Genomic DNA, 17,470 nt, shown 5'->3' on the forward strand with positions numbered 1-17,470 from the left:
TTGGCTGTAGCCGCGAAACAACGGGTAATTATAGATGAATAAGCAACTGTAAATTAATTTGGAAAGGGGCAGATATTATGGCAGCAGAAATTATTGACGGATTGGTTAAAACACTTTCAAAAACAACCAAAGAAATCGGAAAGGCCACCAAAGAATTAGGCGCCCGCGCAGAACAGGGCATCGAAGCACAGAAAATCAGAAATAAGATTGCCAGTGAAGAACGCATCATTGAGAAGATTAAGGTGGATATCGGTGATGTCATTTACAGAAGACACTCTCAGGGTGATGGAATTGACAGTGAACTGAGCGCTTTGTGCCAGGAAATCGACCAGCACTATCTGAAAGTCAGAGAATACAAAGACAGTGCTGCCAATATAAAAGGGCAGAAGATCTGTCCTTCCTGCGAGCGGGAAGTTGATATCAATGTAAGCTTTTGTCCATATTGCGGAACTCCATGTCCGACTCCGGAACCGGCAAAGGATGTAGAGGGTGACACGGTATCTTCTGAGGAAGACTCTGAAGATGGGAGTTGTGGGACTGAGAAAGCGCAGGAAGAAGTACAGCCAGAAGAACCAAAAACAGAAGAGTCTGCAGAAGCAAGTTCAGCACAGGAACAGCCAGTGGAGGAATCAACAGTGGAAGAAGAGACAGTGGAAGAACCGGAAGCAGAAAAAGTAACAGAAGAAGATACAGATAAATAACAGAAGAAAGCCGCTGCCAGAGAAATGCATTTATTAATTTCGATACAGCGGCTTCCCGTATGTGTCCCTAAGTACAGCGAATATTAAGTAACCTGAGTTTGTTGTTGCTCATTCCGTGTCCGGCAACACACTTCGCAATGCACAGTAACCTGAATTTTACAAAACTGTAAAAAAATTACATTATAATTAAAAATGTATTGCAAAAGACAGGGGTATATGATAACCTTATATCGTATCAGAGAGTACAAAAACCGTTACTGGGAACGAAGTAAACAGTAACCCAAAAATCAGGAACAGGAGAGGTAAAGATGAAAAACAGAAAATTATATCAGTTATTTGTCGCAAGTGTGATCAGTGCAACAATGATGACCTCAGGTGTTTGTGTCAATGCAGCTGATTTTGATGACGATACATCTGCAGTGGCAGAACAGACAACTGATGCAGGAGAAGAGATTCCGGATGTAGATGATACTTCTGAATTTCAGTCAGATGCAGCAGAGGCAACTGCCGCAGTAGCTGTCAATTCTACAAATTTTCCGGATGCGAAATTCCGTCAGTATATTTTAGACAATATTGATACTAACAAAGATAAAAAACTTGCTGCTTCAGAAATCAGCGCTGTTACCAAAATCGATATAACAGGATTAGGCGTTGCGAATCTGAAAGGCATTGAGAGATTTACAGCTCTTACAGAACTGTATGCTTCCGGCAATAAGTTAAAAACGGTAAGTCTGACAAAGAATACCAAACTGACTGCCATAAATCTGAGTAAGAACAGCTTAAGCGGAACATTAGACCTCAGCAAATGTACAAGCCTGCAGACAGTAAGATATTCGAACAACAGTCTGACAAAAGTAACAATGCCATCAAAGAAATATCTGAAGAACTTAGATTATGTCGATGCAAGTTACAACAAATTTACAACTCAGACAAATGCAGGGCTGAATATCGGAGACAGCGAGGCACTTCCGAATCTGTCAGAGGTTGATGCATCTCACAATGCGATTACATCCTTTAACTGTGCCGGATTTAAAGGAATCCTGGATCTGCGAAATAATAAGATCACTACATTGGCATTATCCAATGCGACAGAAGGATGTCAGGCAACATCACTTTTCCTTGATGGAAATACATTAAGCAAAACATCTTCCGTAGATTTCACACCGGAATGGATCAGTGAGCCACAGCAGTTCAGCTGTGATTCAAAAGTGGCATCTAAAATAAAGATGGTTAAGGCGAAAGCTTCAGCAGGCACATCATGGAATCAGATATCATTAAGTATTGGCTCCAGCTCTGAGGATGCTACTTATAAGCTTGAGAGAAAAGCAGGAAATGGCGCATATACAACGATTAAAACATGGGGCGAAGGAGAACTTGACGATCCTGAATTCGGCGAGACCTATGATGACACAACAGTTACTGCAGGAACAAGTTATACATATAAACTTACAGCGACTGTAAAGATTAAGGATAAGAATAAAAATGATAAATCCTGGTCTAACTCAGTAGAGGTGAAAGCAAAAGCTGCATCAGCGAAACCAACAGTTACTGTGAAATCATCTAAAAAAAGATATGTAACTGCCAGCTGGAGTGCTACGGATGTAGAAGGATACGATGTATATTATGGAACATCAAAAACTTCTATTAAAAAAGCATTAGCGAAAGGAACAACCAAAAAGAGTGCATCCAAGAAACTTACAAGTGGAAAGACTTATTATTTCAGAGCACGCGCTTACAAAACTGTAAATGGAAAGAAAGTATATACAGACTACAGTTCTGTAAAGAAAATAAAAATTAAATAAATGACATTTAAGAGCCGGCAGATGTGAAAGCAGATATCTTTTACAGAGCCGGCTTTTTGTATCACAGGAACATTACGGAGTAGAAAGCGGAGCATTGATATCCGCCTGAAGGGAATAGGAGGGATATTTTTGAAGAAACTTTTTAAATTCAGGTATAAAATAACCATTTGTTTTGTAATGATGCTGATACTGCAGACAGGAATGATAACAGCAGTATATGGTGCTGCCAAAAAACCGGAAACCCCTGTGCTGAGTGGAATGGCCGGTGGAAATGAAGTAACGCTTACATGGAATAAAGTAAAGCGGGCTTCCGGATATCATATTTTTTTATACTATAAAGCCTATGGAAAGTATAAATGTGTGGGCAGAATTAAAGACAAGAATATCACGAGTTTTAAACTGACAGGTTCTACAGATAAAATATATACATATAAAATACGTTCCTATCTGAAATCGGGCAGTGAAACTTTGTATAGCCCGTTCTCAAAAACATTAGAGATAAAAACAGCACCCGGAAAACCAGTTATTACCAGGACACAAGTAAAAGAAGAAGGAGTTTCTGTGCGGTGGAAAAAAATCAATTCAGCACAGGGATACCAGGTGTTCAGATCAGAAAAAATGAATGGTGGATATAAGAGAATCAAAGTGATTTCCGGTAACAGTACATTTAGTTATCTTGACACAGAAGCTGTCTGTGGAAAGACTTATTATTACAAAATACGGGCATATGTAAAAAATCAGGGAAATGTAGTATGCTCTGAATCAAGTGATTCTGCAAAAGCGGTTCAGCGGACAACGATCATGATCGGAGATTCAAGAACAGATATGATGAAAGATGTTGTTGAGAATGATAAGATTACATGGATCTGTGAAGTTGGTATGGGATATAAATGGCTCAGAGATACAGCACTGAAAGAATTACAGGAACAGATGAAAGGAAATGAGGACATTTTTATCTGGCTTGGTGTAAATGATGTATATAATATTTCAAACTATATCAGCCTGCTAAATGAAGAGGTACCAAAGTGGAAAGCAAAAGGAGCGAATGTGTATATTGTGGCGGTGGGACAGGTGACTAAGGATCCTTATGTGACAAATGAAGAAATCGAAGAATTTAATTCCAGGATGAAAAATGAAGTTGCCAATGTGAAATATCTGGATCTCTATTCTTATTTAAAGAAAAATGGATATCGAACGACAGATGGAACGCATTACGATAACGAGACTACATGGAAGATATACAGATATCTGATGTCTTTTGTATCATGAGAGAGCCTGTTATATTGCCTTCATTCAGACAAACCTGTTGCAAATGTGATGCATATCTTGCAGAAAGTCTTTTTTCAGGCATGCTCTGGTGTAGATAGTATGCAGATTGCAGAAATGATTTTTCAAACATATTCTGGTATATAAAAGAAAAATGGGAAGTCTTGTTAAAAGACTTCCCATAAATAAAAAATAATGCAGAAGATGGGACTTGAACCCACACGATATTGCTACCACAGGCACCTGAAGCCTGCGCGTCTGCCAATTCCGCCACTTCTGCATTTCTTATTTATCAATCGCTCTCTCGCGACTGCTCATTTATAATAACTGATACATGGATAAAAGTCAATAGGTTTTTTGAAATTTTTTTAATTTTTTTTACAGTAGCTTCAAAACAGACAATTTCTGAGTTGACCAAAATCAAGTAAGTCCCCTGTGGAGGTTGCGAATATCCTTTGACAATCCTTATCGAAATCAGTCTCAGTATTTTTAAATTGGAAATCTGACAATACAAAAAGTTTTTTGGCGCAAACTTAATTATTTTTAGCTCCTCATAAGGTTGAAAAAACCACTTCACTGTGATACAATCTTGAAGATTTAGGAAAAAATAAGTGATAGACACAATAAAGATAAGAAAGGGAGATTGTATGAAAGCATTTCTGATATTAGAAGATGGCCATGTGTTCAAAGGTACAAGCATTGGTTCAACGAGAGACGTTATCAGCGAAATCGTCTTTAATACTTCCATGACCGGTTATCTGGAAGTAATGACCGACCCTTCCTATGCAGGACAGGCAGTATGTATGACTTATCCCCTCATTGGGAATTACGGAATCTGTTATGATGATCAGGAGTCATCAAAGCCATGGGTGGACGGCTTTATTGTCCGCGAATTATCCCGTGTCCCAAGTAATTTCAGAAGCGTGGACACGATTCAGCATTTCTTAACAAAGCATGATATTCCAGGTATTGCCGGAATTGATACCAGAGCCTTGACGAAAATCCTTCGTGAGAAAGGTACCATGAACGGTATGATCACCGTCAATGAAAATTATGATTTAGATACAATTATCCCCCAGTTAAAAGCATATACAACAGGTAAGGTAGTAGAGAAGGTAACATGCCGCGAGAAAGAAATCTTAAAAGGCGATGGCCCGAAAGTAGCACTTCTTGACCTGGGAGCAAAGAGAAACATTGCACGTTCCCTGAATGAAAGAGGATGTGAGGTTACAATTTATCCGGCACTGACACCTGCGGAAGAGATTCTGGAGGCAAATCCGGATGGCATTATGTTAAGTAACGGCCCTGGAGATCCAAAGGAATGTACTTCTATTATAAAAGAAATAAAAAAATTATACGATTCTGAAGTTCCGATCTTTGCAATCTGTCTTGGACATCAGCTCATGGCACTTGCAACAGGTGGAGATACCCATAAGATGAAATACGGACACAGAGGCGGAAACCATCCGGTCAAAGACCTTGCAACAGGACGTGTTTACATTTCTTCCCAGAACCATGGCTATGTAGTAGATGCTGAGGGACTTGAAGAGAAAAACATTGCAAAACCTGCATTTGTTAATGTCAATGACGGCACAAACGAAGGTATGGCATACGAAGGAAAGAACATCTTTACTGTACAGTTCCATCCTGAAGCATGCCCGGGACCGCAGGATTCCAGCTACCTGTTTGACAGATTTATGGATATGATGGGAGGAAATAAATAATGCCAAGAAATAAAGACATTAAAAAAGTACTTGTAATTGGTTCCGGCCCGATTATCATCGGCCAGGCAGCAGAGTTTGACTATGCAGGAACACAGGCATGCCGTTCCCTGAAAGAAGAAGGCATTGAGGTTGTTCTTCTTAACTCCAACCCTGCAACCATCATGACAGATAAAGATATCGCTGACAGAGTTTATATCGAGCCTCTGACAGTAGAAGTAGTAGAACAGCTTATCCTGAAAGAGAAACCGGACAGCGTCCTTCCTACACTGGGCGGCCAGGCAGGATTAAACCTGGCCATGGAGCTGGATGAGAAAGGTTTCCTGAAAGAACACAATATAAGACTGATCGGTACCACAGCTCTGACCATCAAGAAAGCAGAGGACCGTCAGGAATTTAAAGATACCATGGAGAAGATCGGTGAGCCGATCGCAGCATCCAAGGTTGTTACAACAGTAGAAGATGGTCTTGCATTTACAAATACCATCGGCTATCCGGTAGTTCTCCGTCCTGCTTACACACTCGGTGGAAGCGGCGGCGGTATCGCCCATAATGAATATGAACTCCGTGAAATCCTGGAGAATGGTCTCCGTCTTTCTCGTGTAGGTGAAGTTCTGGTAGAGCGCTGCATCGCAGGATGGAAAGAGATTGAATATGAAGTAATGCGTGACAGCGCAGGAAACTGCATCACAGTCTGCAACATGGAGAACATTGACCCGGTTGGTGTTCATACAGGTGACTCTATCGTAGTTGCTCCGTCTCAGACACTGGGAGATAAAGAATATCAGATGCTCCGTACTTCAGCCCTGAACATCATCACAGAGCTTGGAATCACAGGCGGATGTAATGTTCAGTACGCTCTGAAACCGGACAGCTTTGAATACTGTGTAATCGAGGTTAACCCGCGTGTAAGCCGTTCCTCTGCACTTGCAAGTAAGGCAACAGGTTACCCGATTGCAAAGGTTGCAGCAAAGATTGCCCTGGGTTATACACTGGATGAGATTCCGAATGCGATCACAGGAAAAACATATGCAAGTTTCGAGCCAATGCTTGACTACTGTGTAGTTAAGATCCCGAGACTTCCATTTGATAAATTTATCACTGCAAAGAGAACCCTTACTACTCAGATGAAGGCTACAGGTGAGGTTATGAGTATTTGCCATAACTTTGAAGGTGCCCTGATGAAAGCTATCCGTTCTCTGGAGCAGCATGTAGACAGCCTGATGTCCTACGACTTCACACAGCTTACAGACGAGGAACTCCTTGCCGAGCTGGAAATCGTAGATGACCGCAGAATCTGGAAGATTGCAGAAGCAATCCGTCGTGGTATGCCGCAGTCCATGCTTCATGACATCACACAGATTGATATCTGGTTCATCGATAAGATTGCAATCCTTGTAGGTATGGAAAATGCTCTTAAGACCAGAAAGCTTACAAAAGAGCTTCTCCTTGAAGCAAAACGCATGGAATTCCCGGACTACATCGTTGCACGTCTGACAGGCAAAACGGAAGAAGAGATTAAAGCTCTCCGTGAAGAATATCAGATTAAAGCAGCATATAAGATGGTTGATACCTGTGCCGCAGAATTTGCGGCAGCAACACCATATTACTATTCTGTATACGGTGATGAAGGCACAGAGAATGAAGCAGTAGCAACACCGGATAAAAAGAAAATCCTGGTACTTGGTTCCGGTCCGATCCGTATCGGTCAGGGTATTGAGTTCGACTTCTGTTCCGTGCACTGTACATGGGCATTTGCAAAAGAAGGCTATGAGACGATTATCATCAACAACAACCCGGAAACAGTTAGTACAGACTTTGATATTGCAGATAAACTGTATTTCGAGCCTCTGACACCGGAAGATGTTGAGAATGTAGTAAATATTGAGAAACCGGACGGAGCAGTTGTACAGTTCGGTGGTCAGACAGCTATCAAATTAACAGAAGCACTGACAAAGATGGGGGTTAAGATCCTCGGAACATCTGCTGAGAACGTAGATGCAGCAGAAGACAGAGAACTTTTCGACGAGATTCTTGAAAAATGCGAGATCCCGAGACCAAAGGGACAGACAGTATTTACTGCTGAGGAAGCTAAGAAAGCGGCAAATGAGCTGGGCTATCCTGTTCTGGTTCGTCCTTCCTATGTACTTGGCGGTCAGGGCATGAGAATCGCTGTAAGCGATGAGGATGTAGAAGAGTATATCGGTGTGATCAATCAGATCGCACAGGAGCACCCGATCCTTGTTGATAAATATCTGATGGGTAAGGAAATCGAAGTCGATGCTGTATGCGATGGCGAGGATATCCTGATCCCTGGTATCATGGAGCACATTGAGCGTGCCGGAATCCACTCCGGTGACAGTATCTCCGTATACCCGGCAAAGACCATCAGCGAAAAAGCAAAAGAGACAATTGCAGAATACACCAGACGTCTTGCAAGAGCACTGCATGTTATCGGTATGATCAACATCCAGTTCATTGTTCTTGGAGATGATGTATATGTAATCGAGGTTAATCCTCGTTCCAGCCGTACTGTACCGTACATCAGCAAGGTAACAGGAATTCCGATCGTTCCTCTTGCAACGAAGGTAATCCTTGGATACAAGCTGAAAGATATGGGCTATGAACCGGGACTTCAGCCGGAAGCAAAACACTATGCGATCAAGATGCCTGTATTCTCATTTGAGAAGATCCGTGGCGCTGATATCAGTCTTGGACCGGAAATGAAATCTACAGGTGAGTGCCTTGGTATTGCTGAGACATTTAACGAAGCACTTTATAAAGCATTTATCGGAGCTGGTATCCGTCTTCCGAAACACAAAAACATGATCATCACTGTTAAAGACGAAGACAAACAGGATATCATCCCGATCGCAAGAAGATTCGAAGCACTTGGCTACAGAATCTATGCTACACTGGGAACTGCAAAAGTCCTCAAAGAAAACGGAATCAAGGTAATCCGTACAAATAAGCTGGAGCAGCCTGCACCAAACCTTATGGACCTTATCCTTGGTCATAAGATCGACGTTGTCATCGATACTCCGCCACAGGGCGTAGAGCATCAGAAAGATGGTTTCGTCATCAGACGTAACGCCATCGAGACAGGTGTCAATGTCCTTACTTCTCTGGATACAGCAGAAGCACTGGCAACCAGCCTTGAGAATACAGACCTGAATAATTTATCTCTTATTGATATTGCTACGATCGCAAGGCGATAATTTTACAGCAGATAAATGATATAGTATAAAATGAAAAGACAGCAGTTGCATTTTCTTTGTGGAAGATGGCAGCTGCTGTCATATTTTATCTTATATGAGGATTGCTATAGTACGAAAATTGAAAATTACAGTTGTGCCGGCATCATGGTGTGTAATATAATCATATAAGCAGATAAAAGAAAATAGATGAATGCTGTAAGAAAGGAAAGATTATGGATTTTATTGAACTGTTAAAGGTCATTTTCCTTGGGATTGTGGAGGGAATCACAGAATGGCTCCCGATCAGCAGTACCGGACATATGATCCTGGTGGATGAGTTTCTGAAACTGAATGTGACAGAGGATTTTAAGAATCTGTTTTTCGTAGTGATCCAGCTTGGCGCGATTCTCGCGGTTGTAGTTCTCTACTGGAACAAATTGTGGCCGTTTTATATCAGACCAATTTCAAAGAAGCAGCAGGCAGTGCTTAACAGGCATGGTGCAGTGTCCAGAGGAATTCTTACTTTTGTGGAGAAATTCTGTGATAAAGAGAAATGGGTGCTCTGGTTTAAAATTATAGTAGCCTGTATACCGACGATTGTTATCGCACTTCCGTTTAATGATGTCATTGAAGAGAAATTTAATAACTATGTAGTAGTTGCCATTGCACTGATCGTATATGGTATCCTCTTCATTGTCATTGAGAACTATAACAAGAGAAGAAGACCAACCTGTACAAATCTGGAAAATCTGTCATTTAAGACTGCATTCATCATCGGTCTGTTCCAGGTACTCTCCGTAGTTCCGGGTACATCCCGTTCAGGTTCCACTATTATCGGAGGTATTCTTGCAGGAACCTCCCGTACAGTAGCAGCAGAATTTACCTTCTTCCTGGGAATCCCGGTCATGTTCGGAGCCAGTCTGCTGAAAATCCTGAAATTCGGTTTTTCCTTCACAGGAACAGAGGTGATGATCCTGATCGTGGGAATGGTAGTGGCATTTGTAGTTTCCATTATCGCGATTAAATTCCTGATGGGATACATAAAGAAACATGATTTCAAGGTATTCGGATGGTACAGAATCGCACTTGGTATTCTGGTGCTTGGATACTTTATCGGAAAAACACTTCTTGGTTAATGCATAAGAAAAGCCTTGCTGTATAAGCGGCATGTACGTCATAAGCGTATATCCCGGACAGCAGGGCTTTTTATCATGTTACAGGATTCCTATATGCAGATCATTTCACCGGTATAAGAGGTGTCATAACCTGTCAGATGATGAATCTCAGTTTTGAAATCTTCAGACTGTACAATTTCCACAAGAGCAGAGAACCCCGGATTTTTCACTGATTTCGCAGGAATTGCCAGATACATCTGCATATCAGTTACAGGGACGAAATCAAGTCCCGGAAAATAACGTGCGATCATTTCTTCTCCCAAAGCAACATTCGCTCTGTGCTCAAAAACAGCAGATGCAGATGACATATCAGAGACAGCTTCATTTCTGTATCCGCTGATCTTTTCAGAAGAGATTCCCCGTTCTTTTAACAGACGGTCCAGATAAACCCTGCGGGCACTTCCTTTTTCACGATTCATAAAAACAACTTTCGGATTCGTCAGGTCCTCTACAGAAGAAATTTTTTCAGGATTTCCGGCCTGTACATAGAAGCCGACAGAGTATTTATATAAAGAAAGAAGTACCAGAGGGATTCCGGGAACCAGGTGACGGATATCATCTACATCCAGACTGGTAGCAGCGATATGTGCCTTTTCGAAATACAGGGAATAAAGTCCGTTATAGTCATTCATATGAGACTGCAGGACAGGAAGCCCATCAGGATGAGCGGACATTTTGCCGAGAAGAAGTTCCAGGGCAGCAGAAGTCTGGCCGCCTAAAATGATACCACTGGAATGAAGCAGATAATCCCTCTTCAGCAGAGAACTCTCAGGTTCAAAATTAACAGAAGTGTACGGAATATCCTGCCCGCTTCCGAAATTGCCGGAACTGCTTCTGTTAAGATACTGTGTCAACTGTTCTTCACTGACCCTGAGCTGTTTTCCGATTTTGGAAGATTCCAGCTCACCGCGCTTGATAAGTTCATAGACCGTCGTCTTTTTGATCTTCAGACGGTCTGCGACCTCCTGAGCTGTGTAAAGTTTATTCATCAATACCTACCATGACATTAGTAGCCTTGATCACTGCATAAGCATCAGAACCTACTTTCAGGTTTAATTCTTCAACTGCTGCACAGGAGATGGTTGCTGTAATAATGTTTCCGCCGCCGATATCAATAGAAACGATGGAGTTTACAGCTCCGTTATTGATACTTACTACTTTCCCCTTTAACTGATTGCGTGCACTTAATTTCATGATAATTACCTCACTGTTTATTATTTTTTTCTATAGATTTATCTGATACCCGATCAAAGGCCGGAAAGTTGTTTATGCCGGTAAAAATAAGGCTTTCGACCTTTTGTCATTTACATGATAACATATACAAATAAAATTGACAAGAATACAAAAGTTTTGTACAATAGATACAAAATGAAACAAAACTGAACAAAACAAAACGAAACTAAATGAAAGACGGTAAAAATATGAGAAAGAAATTAATTGCAGCAATGATGGCAGGAGTACTGAGCGCAGGAATGCTCAGCACAGGAGTTTTCGCAGCGGATACAGACTTAAAAGGTGAAGTCAACACATTCATCGCAGCGAGCTTAAGCAATGCAATGGAAGAAATCCAGAAAGACTTCAATGAGACATATCCTGATGTTGAAATCCTCTACAATGCAGACAGCTCAGGTACATTACAGACACAGATAGAAGAAGGCGCACGCTGTGATATCTTTTTTTCAGCAGCTGATAAACAGATGAATGCTCTGGTAGACGAAAATTTGGCTAAGAAAGATACTGTAGAAGATATCCTTGAGAATAAAGTCGTTCTGATCAAACCTAAGGATGGAGAAACAAAAGTTACAGGATTTGAGAACATTACAGATGCAGCCAATATTGCACTTGCAGGTGACAGTGTTCCGGTTGGACAGTATGCCAGAGAGATTTTTGACAACCTTGGAATTACAGATGAAGTAAATAAGATGGAGATCAATGAAGGTAAAAATGTATCTGAAGTTCTTGCTGCAGTAAGTGAAGGAAGTAATGAGATCGGTATCGTTTATGCTACAGATGCAGCTTCCGTTGCAGATAAAGTAGACGTTATCGCAGAAGCTCCGGCAGATGCACTGAAGACACCTGTTCGCTATCCGGTAGGCCTTATCGAAGACAAAGAGGCATCTGAAGATGATACAGCAGCTGCAGAAGCATTTCTTGAGTACATCAAATCTGATGACGCTATGAAAGTGTTTGAGAAATATGGCTTTACAGCATACAAAGTAGATGATATTTCCGAAACAGATGATAAAGATGCAGAAACAACAGAAGAAACAGATGACACAGAAACAAATGCTGAGACAGAGACAACAGAGGAAGCTAAATAAGAATGAGTGAATTTCTGGCAGAAATAAACTGGAGTCCTTTATGGATTTCACTGAAAACAGGTTTCGCGGCTACTGTGATCGCGTTCTTTCTGGGGATATTCTTTGCGAGACTGGTAATGAAGATGAAACCTGTTTCCAGAGGCATACTGGATGGTATCCTGACCATGCCTCTGGTACTTCCCCCGACAGTGGCCGGTTTCATCCTGCTTCTGCTGTTCAGTCTGAGACGTCCGTTGGGGGCATTTCTGCTGGATAATTTTGACATTAAGATCGTACAGACCTGGAAGGGCTGCGTGATCGCAGCATCTGTAATTGCGTTTCCGTTGATGTACAGAAATGCACGCGCTGCATTTGAACAGGTGGATGTGAATCTGATTGCAGCAGGCAAGACACTTGGCATGAGTGACAGAAGAATCTTCTGGACCGTTGTTATGCCGACAGCAGGACCCGGAATTGCTTCCGGTACGGTGCTTGCATTTGCCAGAGCAATCGGAGAATACGGCGCAACATCTATGCTTGCAGGAAATATTCTTGGCAAGACAAGAACTGTTTCTGTCGCCATTGCTTCTGAAACTGCGGCGGGAAATTATGGAATGGCAGGTTTCTGGGTAGTTGTGATTCTTATTATTTCATTTGTGATCGTTGCGGCAATCAATATTGTTTCCGGTAAGGGAATGAAGATGGGCAGGTGGATGTAATGGCAGTCAGTGTGGATATTGAGAAGAAACTTCATGGCTTCACTCTGAAAGTAAAGCTTGAGAGTGATGGTTCTCCAATGGGGATTCTTGGAGCATCTGGAAGCGGAAAAAGTATGACTCTGCGCTGTATTGCAGGAATCCAGACACCGGACTCAGGAAGAATTGTTGTAAATGATAAAGTTCTTTTTGATTCAGAAAAGAAAATCAATCTTAAACCGCAGGAGAGGAAGGTTGGCTATCTTTTTCAGAACTATGCACTTTTTCCTACCATGACTGTAGAGAAGAATATTGCATGCGGATACAGAGGGGATAAGAAACATCTTAAGGCAAAAGTGGCAGATTACATAGAGCGCTATCAGCTTAACGGGCTGGAGAAACGTTATCCGGGACAGCTTTCCGGAGGTCAGCAGCAGCGTGTCGCACTGGCACGAATGATGATCGGAGAACCGGAAGTCATCCTTCTGGATGAACCGTTCTCAGCACTGGATGGATATCTGAAAGATATCATGCAGCGTGATATGCAGAACTTTCTTAATGAGTACACAGGTGATATGATTCTGGTCACTCACAGCCGTGATGAGGCTTACAAGTTCTGCGGACATCTGACAATTCTGGACAGCGGTCAGGCGCTTACTACAGGAGAAACAAAGAAACTCTTTGAGCGCCCCGGTATTCTGCAGGCAGCCAGACTGACAGGATGTAAAAATTTCTCAACTGTACAGAAGATGGGAGAACACAGCATTTATGCAGTGGACTGGGATCTGATGTTGCAGACAAAAGATGTGGTGCCGGATGATGTTACCCATGTGGGAATCCGCGGTCACTGGATGAAAGGTGCATCTGAAGGCGGAGAGAACCACATGGAAGTGGAAGTTGTGGAATATATTGAAACGACCTTTGAACATCAGTATTTACTGAAGAACAAGAAAGGCGGAGACTGTCAGCCGGTCTGGTGGATGTGTCCGAAAGGAGATTTCGAAGAAGACCCGCAGGCAAAAGTCCCGAAATATATCTGCTTTCCGACAGAGCATCTGATGTTGCTGAAAGATATAAAATAAGAACTATAAAAGTCAGTGGAGACTCGTAAGCATCGCAGAAGACTTACCTGATTTGGTTAAAAATGAAAAGTGCTGTATCTTCATTTCCAGGAAAGAAGATACAGCACTTTTTGCAATCTGAATTATGACAGATTACTGTTGAAAAGATAATCAATATAAGACACAGCTTCTGATAAATGAGGGGAGTTGGAAATCACTCCCAGATAAACAGTGCCGTTCATGCCTGCATTTTTTAAATAGACAGATTCGGAAATATCCAGTCCCATGGGATATTCCTTTGTCTCAGCTGAGTAAGTAACAGAAGGGTCCAGATATATATCTACTGAATTATCGTTCAGGATTTTTGTATTTGTCTGAAGAAATGGAGAAACTTCCTTATATAATCCGGGATTTTTTTGCTGAAGCAGTTTCTCAAGATCGCAGAGATAACCATTTTGGGAAAAGGCGTCAAATGCTTCTTTGTTCATGAATACAACATCAAGTGATTCACTGTCAATTGCTCCAAGGATCTTCATACGGGAGGCGTAGGTGTATTCGTGGTTAGGATTATTTTCGTTATCTGTAAGATATAAACCTTTGTACAGACGAACCTCATTTCTGGAATCATTAATTTTCTGTGCGTCAAGAAAACCATTTCCAAGCTGTTCGCTCAGTTCTTCATCTGGAACGAAATTTACAAAGGCAGCAGACAGAATCTGATTTTTTTCTGTAAGGTGTCCATACAGAATATATCCTATGATGTATATCGCAATACATACAAAAATAATCGGCAGTTTATAATAATCCCAGATATACCTGATTTTTGCTTTTGTGCCTGGCAGACTGGAAATTCTGGTATGAGTGGAAGTCATAAACGAGTCTCCTTTATAAAAATCATGTACGTAAAGGGCTGGAAGTTTCTGAAATACTTTTTTCCTCCAGAAGTTTCATAATGTTGGAAAGAAGACAGGAGCATAAAAATGCACAGAGTCCTTCGCCAAAGATAATTGCCGGTGTGAAGAAACGGATTACAACCACTGTCATTATAAAATAGATAACCATCATCAAAACTGTACAGAGGAGAAAACGCATTCCTGTGATAATGGAGTTTTTAAACATGGCAGGAATGGAGTTTTCAAAGCGCGCCATTAATGGGAAAATGTAGAGAAGAACAATGGCATAGGCAATTACTGCAACAATAAAAACAGCTGTTATGATGGTCCAGAAAACATTTTCAAATCGCAGATGGTATAACACATAGCCGTCTATGCCAAGGATGATTCCGATTCCCAGTAAAATAAGCCATACGATTGTGCTCTGTCGGAAATTACTCTTAAAGGAATGAAAGAAGTCTTTGGTGATGTTTCCTTCTTCATTTCGTGCCATTTTCAGAGTGACATAAAAAAGTGCAGTTGTGGAAGCACCGGCGGTAACAACAGGAATACAGCAGATGAACCATAAAATGTTCAGGTAAACGCTGAGTGCTGTTTTGGTTATAAACTGCATAACTGTATTATCCGGATTGAAGAAATTTTTCATAATATAATTACCTCCTGTCAGATTGGGAGCTGGATCAGTCTCCGGTGGAGTCTCGATAAATGAGGCTGGTTTCTGTGTATATGGTGCGATAGTTCAGAGACGGATTTTTGATCCGGGATATCAGAAGATGAACAGCGGAAAATCCCATGATCTGGCTGTGAATGTGGATGGTAGTCAGAGGCGGCATAACAATCTTTGATTCCGGAGAATCATCAAAACCACAGATATAAACATCTTCAGGAATGGAATATCCCAGTTTGCGAAGCACATGCATGGTATCAATGGCAACAAAATCGTTGGCACATATGATTACTTCCGGAAGCTTTTCTAATTTCACGAAACACCGGGTAAGATAATCCTGATAATCTTCGGAACCGGGATTTTCTACCCCTTCTTTGTTTTCCAGCATGCAATAATCTTCATTATAATCCAGCCCAAGAAGAAACATGGCGTCACGAAATGCCATATAACGTTCCCAGAAGGACTGGCAGTGAAAACGTTCTCCTACAAAACCAAAACTCTTTTTTCCTCGTCGGATCATTTCCTGTATAAAACTGTAGATACAGGACTGGTTATCCATATAAAGCCGGTCTGCCTTTAAGGGGGCAGCAAGACCTGCGACTGGTGAATCAACAAAGAGAACAGGAATATCCAGATTGCAGACCATCTGACTATAGGCGTGATCGAAAAGTTCATAACAGATGATTCCTGAAGTTCTGGAAGCGTCGAAGGTGACCGGAAGCTTCTGGCTCTTTAATTCATTTCCCAGAATACGGTGCATGGAAAGGCTGTATCCCATCTGAGAGATTTCTCTCTGGAATTTGTCAAGCATGGTAGAAGAAAAGTGGGAATCTCCCAGAAACTTCGTTGTCAGCAGTGCGATTTCCTTATTATTAGACTGTGAATCAGAAGCATTGTTCTGATTTGTGATATCTTCCAGTGTTGCAGCGTAGGAAAACTGTTTATATCCCATTTCTACTGCTTTTCTGAGAACCTTTTCTTTTGTGGCATCAGCCAGGATGCCGGTATTATTGATTGCTTTTGAAACTGTATTTCTGGATAGGCCGAGGGCATCGGCAATATCCTGTATGGTTACTCGTTCAGGCATAATTACCTCCTGTTTTTTAATAATTTTATGGAGTTATTTCTTATATATATAACTATTGTAATGTAAAATGGATGAAATGTCAAATGATAAATGTAAAAATGTAAAATAAAAGAATGTCACAAATGTAACAGAATATAGATAAAAAGTATAAATATACAATAGGAAATAAAAATATAGTTGTGCAAAGTGTAAAAGCTATATTGACAAATGTAAAAATATATGGTAAAACAATGTTATAAATCAAAAAGATAATTTTACAGATGCACAAACGATGATTGTAAAAAAGTCAGAAGAATAGTTACAAATGTAAAATTATCAGGAGAAGGAGAAAGGAGGAGATTCTGAAACTATGAGTGGAAAAACTATGAGTGTTTCAGAAAAGAAACAAGGAGAGAAAAAGCAGGGACTTCATAACACACTGGTCTATGTGAAACAGCACTGGCAGCTTTATGTGATCTTTCTGTTTCCGGCACTTATCCTGACTCTGATATTCAAGTATATACCGATGGGCGGAATCCTGATCGCATTCCAGAGGTATAACCCGATCAGAGGAATTATGGGAAGTGAATGGGTAGGACTGACATATTTCAAACGGTTTTTGTCATCTCCGGATTTTATGAGATATCTGGTAAATACACTGAAGCTTAGTATTTACGGATTATTGTGGGGATTTCCAATACCGATCCTGCTTGCATTTCTGTTAAACAGAATTGAGAGTAAAGGAATTAAGAAAAAAGTCCAGCTTATCCTTTATATGCCAAACTTTGTTTCTGTAATTGTACTGTGCGGTATTGTAAGAATTTTTCTTTCCGTAACAGGTCCGGTAAACCTTTTACTGGGCACAAGCATTAACTTTATGACAATGCCGGAGGCATTCAGATCCATTTATATTATCAGCGGTATCT

At 41.1% G+C, this 17,470-nt stretch carries 14 protein-coding genes, 1 tRNA gene and 1 pseudogene; 10 read left to right on the forward strand and 6 right to left on the reverse strand.

Annotated elements, in window-relative coordinates; all coding sequences use genetic code 11:
* Window positions 1–77: 77 nt before the first annotated feature.
* The 3 genes from AC058W_RS01945 to AC058W_RS01955 all read left to right on the forward strand — a co-directional run bounded on the left by AC058W_RS01945 (window position 78) and on the right by AC058W_RS01955 (window position 3,772).
* Window positions 78–701, forward strand: coding sequence for a DUF7575 domain-containing protein (locus AC058W_RS01945; protein ID WP_117676145.1), 624 nt, complete (start codon window positions 78–80; stop codon window positions 699–701).
* A 308-nt stretch (window positions 702–1,009) separates the two neighbouring features.
* Window positions 1,010–2,503: a leucine-rich repeat domain-containing protein gene (locus tag AC058W_RS01950; protein WP_117844863.1), complete on the forward strand. Its 1,494-nt coding sequence runs from the start codon at window positions 1,010–1,012 to the stop codon at window positions 2,501–2,503.
* Between the two features lie 129 nt (window positions 2,504–2,632).
* The gene (locus tag AC058W_RS01955) at window positions 2,633–3,772 is read left to right on the forward strand and encodes a hypothetical protein (protein ID WP_479389643.1); all 1,140 of its coding nucleotides are present in this window, start codon (window positions 2,633–2,635) and stop codon (window positions 3,770–3,772) included.
* A 193-nt stretch (window positions 3,773–3,965) separates the two neighbouring features.
* Here AC058W_RS01955 and AC058W_RS01960 read toward each other — a convergent pair.
* Window positions 3,966–4,049, reverse strand: a tRNA-Leu gene (locus tag AC058W_RS01960).
* Window positions 4,050–4,416: 367 nt separating this feature from the next.
* Between AC058W_RS01960 and AC058W_RS01965 the strand changes: the two genes are divergently transcribed.
* The 3 genes from AC058W_RS01965 to AC058W_RS01975 all read left to right on the forward strand — a co-directional run bounded on the left by AC058W_RS01965 (window position 4,417) and on the right by AC058W_RS01975 (window position 9,823).
* The gene (locus AC058W_RS01965) at window positions 4,417–5,493 is read left to right on the forward strand and encodes a carbamoyl phosphate synthase small subunit (protein WP_022380222.1); all 1,077 of its coding nucleotides are present in this window, start codon (window positions 4,417–4,419) and stop codon (window positions 5,491–5,493) included.
* Window positions 5,493–8,708 (forward strand): carbamoyl-phosphate synthase large subunit, encoded by a 3,216-nt coding sequence (carB, locus tag AC058W_RS01970; protein WP_118136944.1) that lies wholly within the window; start codon window positions 5,493–5,495, stop codon window positions 8,706–8,708. The genes AC058W_RS01965 and carB overlap by 1 nt, the downstream gene beginning before the upstream one ends.
* A 212-nt stretch (window positions 8,709–8,920) precedes the next feature.
* Entirely contained in the window at window positions 8,921–9,823 is a 903-nt protein-coding gene (locus AC058W_RS01975; RefSeq protein ID WP_117676138.1) for an undecaprenyl-diphosphate phosphatase, read from the forward strand.
* A gap of 89 nt (window positions 9,824–9,912) precedes the next feature.
* Here AC058W_RS01975 and AC058W_RS01980 read toward each other — a convergent pair whose 3' ends face one another.
* Together AC058W_RS01980 and AC058W_RS01985 are read right to left on the reverse strand one after the other, a co-directional pair.
* On the reverse strand, window positions 9,913–10,851 hold the full coding sequence (locus AC058W_RS01980) for a substrate-binding domain-containing protein (protein WP_294437017.1): 939 nt from the start codon (window positions 10,849–10,851) through the stop codon (window positions 9,913–9,915).
* The gene (locus AC058W_RS01985) at window positions 10,844–11,056 is read right to left on the reverse strand and encodes a TOBE domain-containing protein (protein ID WP_008706085.1); all 213 of its coding nucleotides are present in this window, start codon (window positions 11,054–11,056) and stop codon (window positions 10,844–10,846) included. The genes AC058W_RS01980 and AC058W_RS01985 overlap by 8 nt, the downstream gene beginning before the upstream one ends.
* Window positions 11,057–11,283: 227 nt before the next feature.
* On the opposite strand from AC058W_RS01985, the gene modA reads away from it, so the two are divergent.
* Genes modA through AC058W_RS02000 form a run of 3 tightly spaced genes read left to right on the forward strand, consistent with a single transcriptional unit; the run spans window position 11,284 to window position 13,939 of the window.
* Window positions 11,284–12,183 (forward strand): molybdate ABC transporter substrate-binding protein, encoded by a 900-nt coding sequence (modA, locus tag AC058W_RS01990; RefSeq protein ID WP_181977690.1) that lies wholly within the window; start codon window positions 11,284–11,286, stop codon window positions 12,181–12,183.
* 2 nt (window positions 12,184–12,185) lie between these two features.
* Window positions 12,186–12,881 carry a molybdate ABC transporter permease subunit gene (gene modB, locus AC058W_RS01995; RefSeq protein WP_117676135.1) on the forward strand — a complete coding sequence of 232 codons (696 nt, stop codon included), beginning with the start codon at window positions 12,186–12,188 and terminating at the stop codon, window positions 12,879–12,881.
* Entirely contained in the window at window positions 12,881–13,939 is a 1,059-nt protein-coding gene (locus AC058W_RS02000; protein ID WP_479389644.1) for a sulfate/molybdate ABC transporter ATP-binding protein, read from the forward strand. The genes modB and AC058W_RS02000 overlap by 1 nt, the downstream gene beginning before the upstream one ends.
* 122 nt (window positions 13,940–14,061) lie before the next feature.
* Here the strand turns inward: AC058W_RS02000 and AC058W_RS02005 are convergent, their stop codons facing one another.
* The 3 genes from AC058W_RS02005 to AC058W_RS02015 are packed head-to-tail and all read right to left on the reverse strand — an operon-like array spanning window position 14,062 to window position 16,565.
* The gene (locus tag AC058W_RS02005; RefSeq protein WP_479389645.1) at window positions 14,062–14,790 is read right to left on the reverse strand and encodes a hypothetical protein; all 729 of its coding nucleotides are present in this window, start codon (window positions 14,788–14,790) and stop codon (window positions 14,062–14,064) included.
* Between the two features lie 22 nt (window positions 14,791–14,812).
* Window positions 14,813–15,457 carry a YesL family protein gene (locus tag AC058W_RS02010; protein WP_117676129.1) on the reverse strand — a complete coding sequence of 215 codons (645 nt, stop codon included), beginning with the start codon at window positions 15,455–15,457 and terminating at the stop codon, window positions 14,813–14,815.
* Window positions 15,458–15,491: 34 nt separating this feature from the next.
* Window positions 15,492–16,565, reverse strand: coding sequence for a LacI family DNA-binding transcriptional regulator (locus AC058W_RS02015; protein ID WP_117676127.1), 1,074 nt, complete (start codon window positions 16,563–16,565; stop codon window positions 15,492–15,494).
* A 364-nt stretch (window positions 16,566–16,929) separates the two neighbouring features.
* Between AC058W_RS02015 and AC058W_RS02020 the strand changes: the two are divergent.
* Window positions 16,930–17,470: pseudogene (locus AC058W_RS02020) on the forward strand (sugar ABC transporter permease); the annotation flags it as partial.

It is taken from the genome of Blautia sp. CGZ-1-C1, assembly GCF_056504575.1.

Coding starts and splice junctions, on each gene's coding strand:
- AC058W_RS02005 (WP_479389645.1), bottom strand. CDS start 14,790: ATGACTTCCACTCATACCAGAATTTCCAGTCTGCCAGGCACAAAAGCA.
- modB (WP_117676135.1), top strand. CDS start 12,186: ATGAGTGAATTTCTGGCAGAAATAAACTGGAGTCCTTTATGGATTTCA.
- AC058W_RS01950 (WP_117844863.1), top strand. CDS start 1,010: ATGAAAAACAGAAAATTATATCAGTTATTTGTCGCAAGTGTGATCAGT.
- AC058W_RS01965 (WP_022380222.1), top strand. CDS start 4,417: ATGAAAGCATTTCTGATATTAGAAGATGGCCATGTGTTCAAAGGTACA.
- AC058W_RS01980 (WP_294437017.1), bottom strand. CDS start 10,851: ATGAATAAACTTTACACAGCTCAGGAGGTCGCAGACCGTCTGAAGATC.
- AC058W_RS02000 (WP_479389644.1), top strand. CDS start 12,881: ATGGCAGTCAGTGTGGATATTGAGAAGAAACTTCATGGCTTCACTCTG.
- modA (WP_181977690.1), top strand. CDS start 11,284: ATGAGAAAGAAATTAATTGCAGCAATGATGGCAGGAGTACTGAGCGCA.
- AC058W_RS02015 (WP_117676127.1), bottom strand. CDS start 16,565: ATGCCTGAACGAGTAACCATACAGGATATTGCCGATGCCCTCGGCCTA.
- AC058W_RS01975 (WP_117676138.1), top strand. CDS start 8,921: ATGGATTTTATTGAACTGTTAAAGGTCATTTTCCTTGGGATTGTGGAG.
- AC058W_RS01985 (WP_008706085.1), bottom strand. CDS start 11,056: ATGAAATTAAGTGCACGCAATCAGTTAAAGGGGAAAGTAGTAAGTATC.
- carB (WP_118136944.1), top strand. CDS start 5,493: ATGCCAAGAAATAAAGACATTAAAAAAGTACTTGTAATTGGTTCCGGC.
- AC058W_RS01945 (WP_117676145.1), top strand. CDS start 78: ATGGCAGCAGAAATTATTGACGGATTGGTTAAAACACTTTCAAAAACA.
- AC058W_RS02010 (WP_117676129.1), bottom strand. CDS start 15,457: ATGAAAAATTTCTTCAATCCGGATAATACAGTTATGCAGTTTATAACC.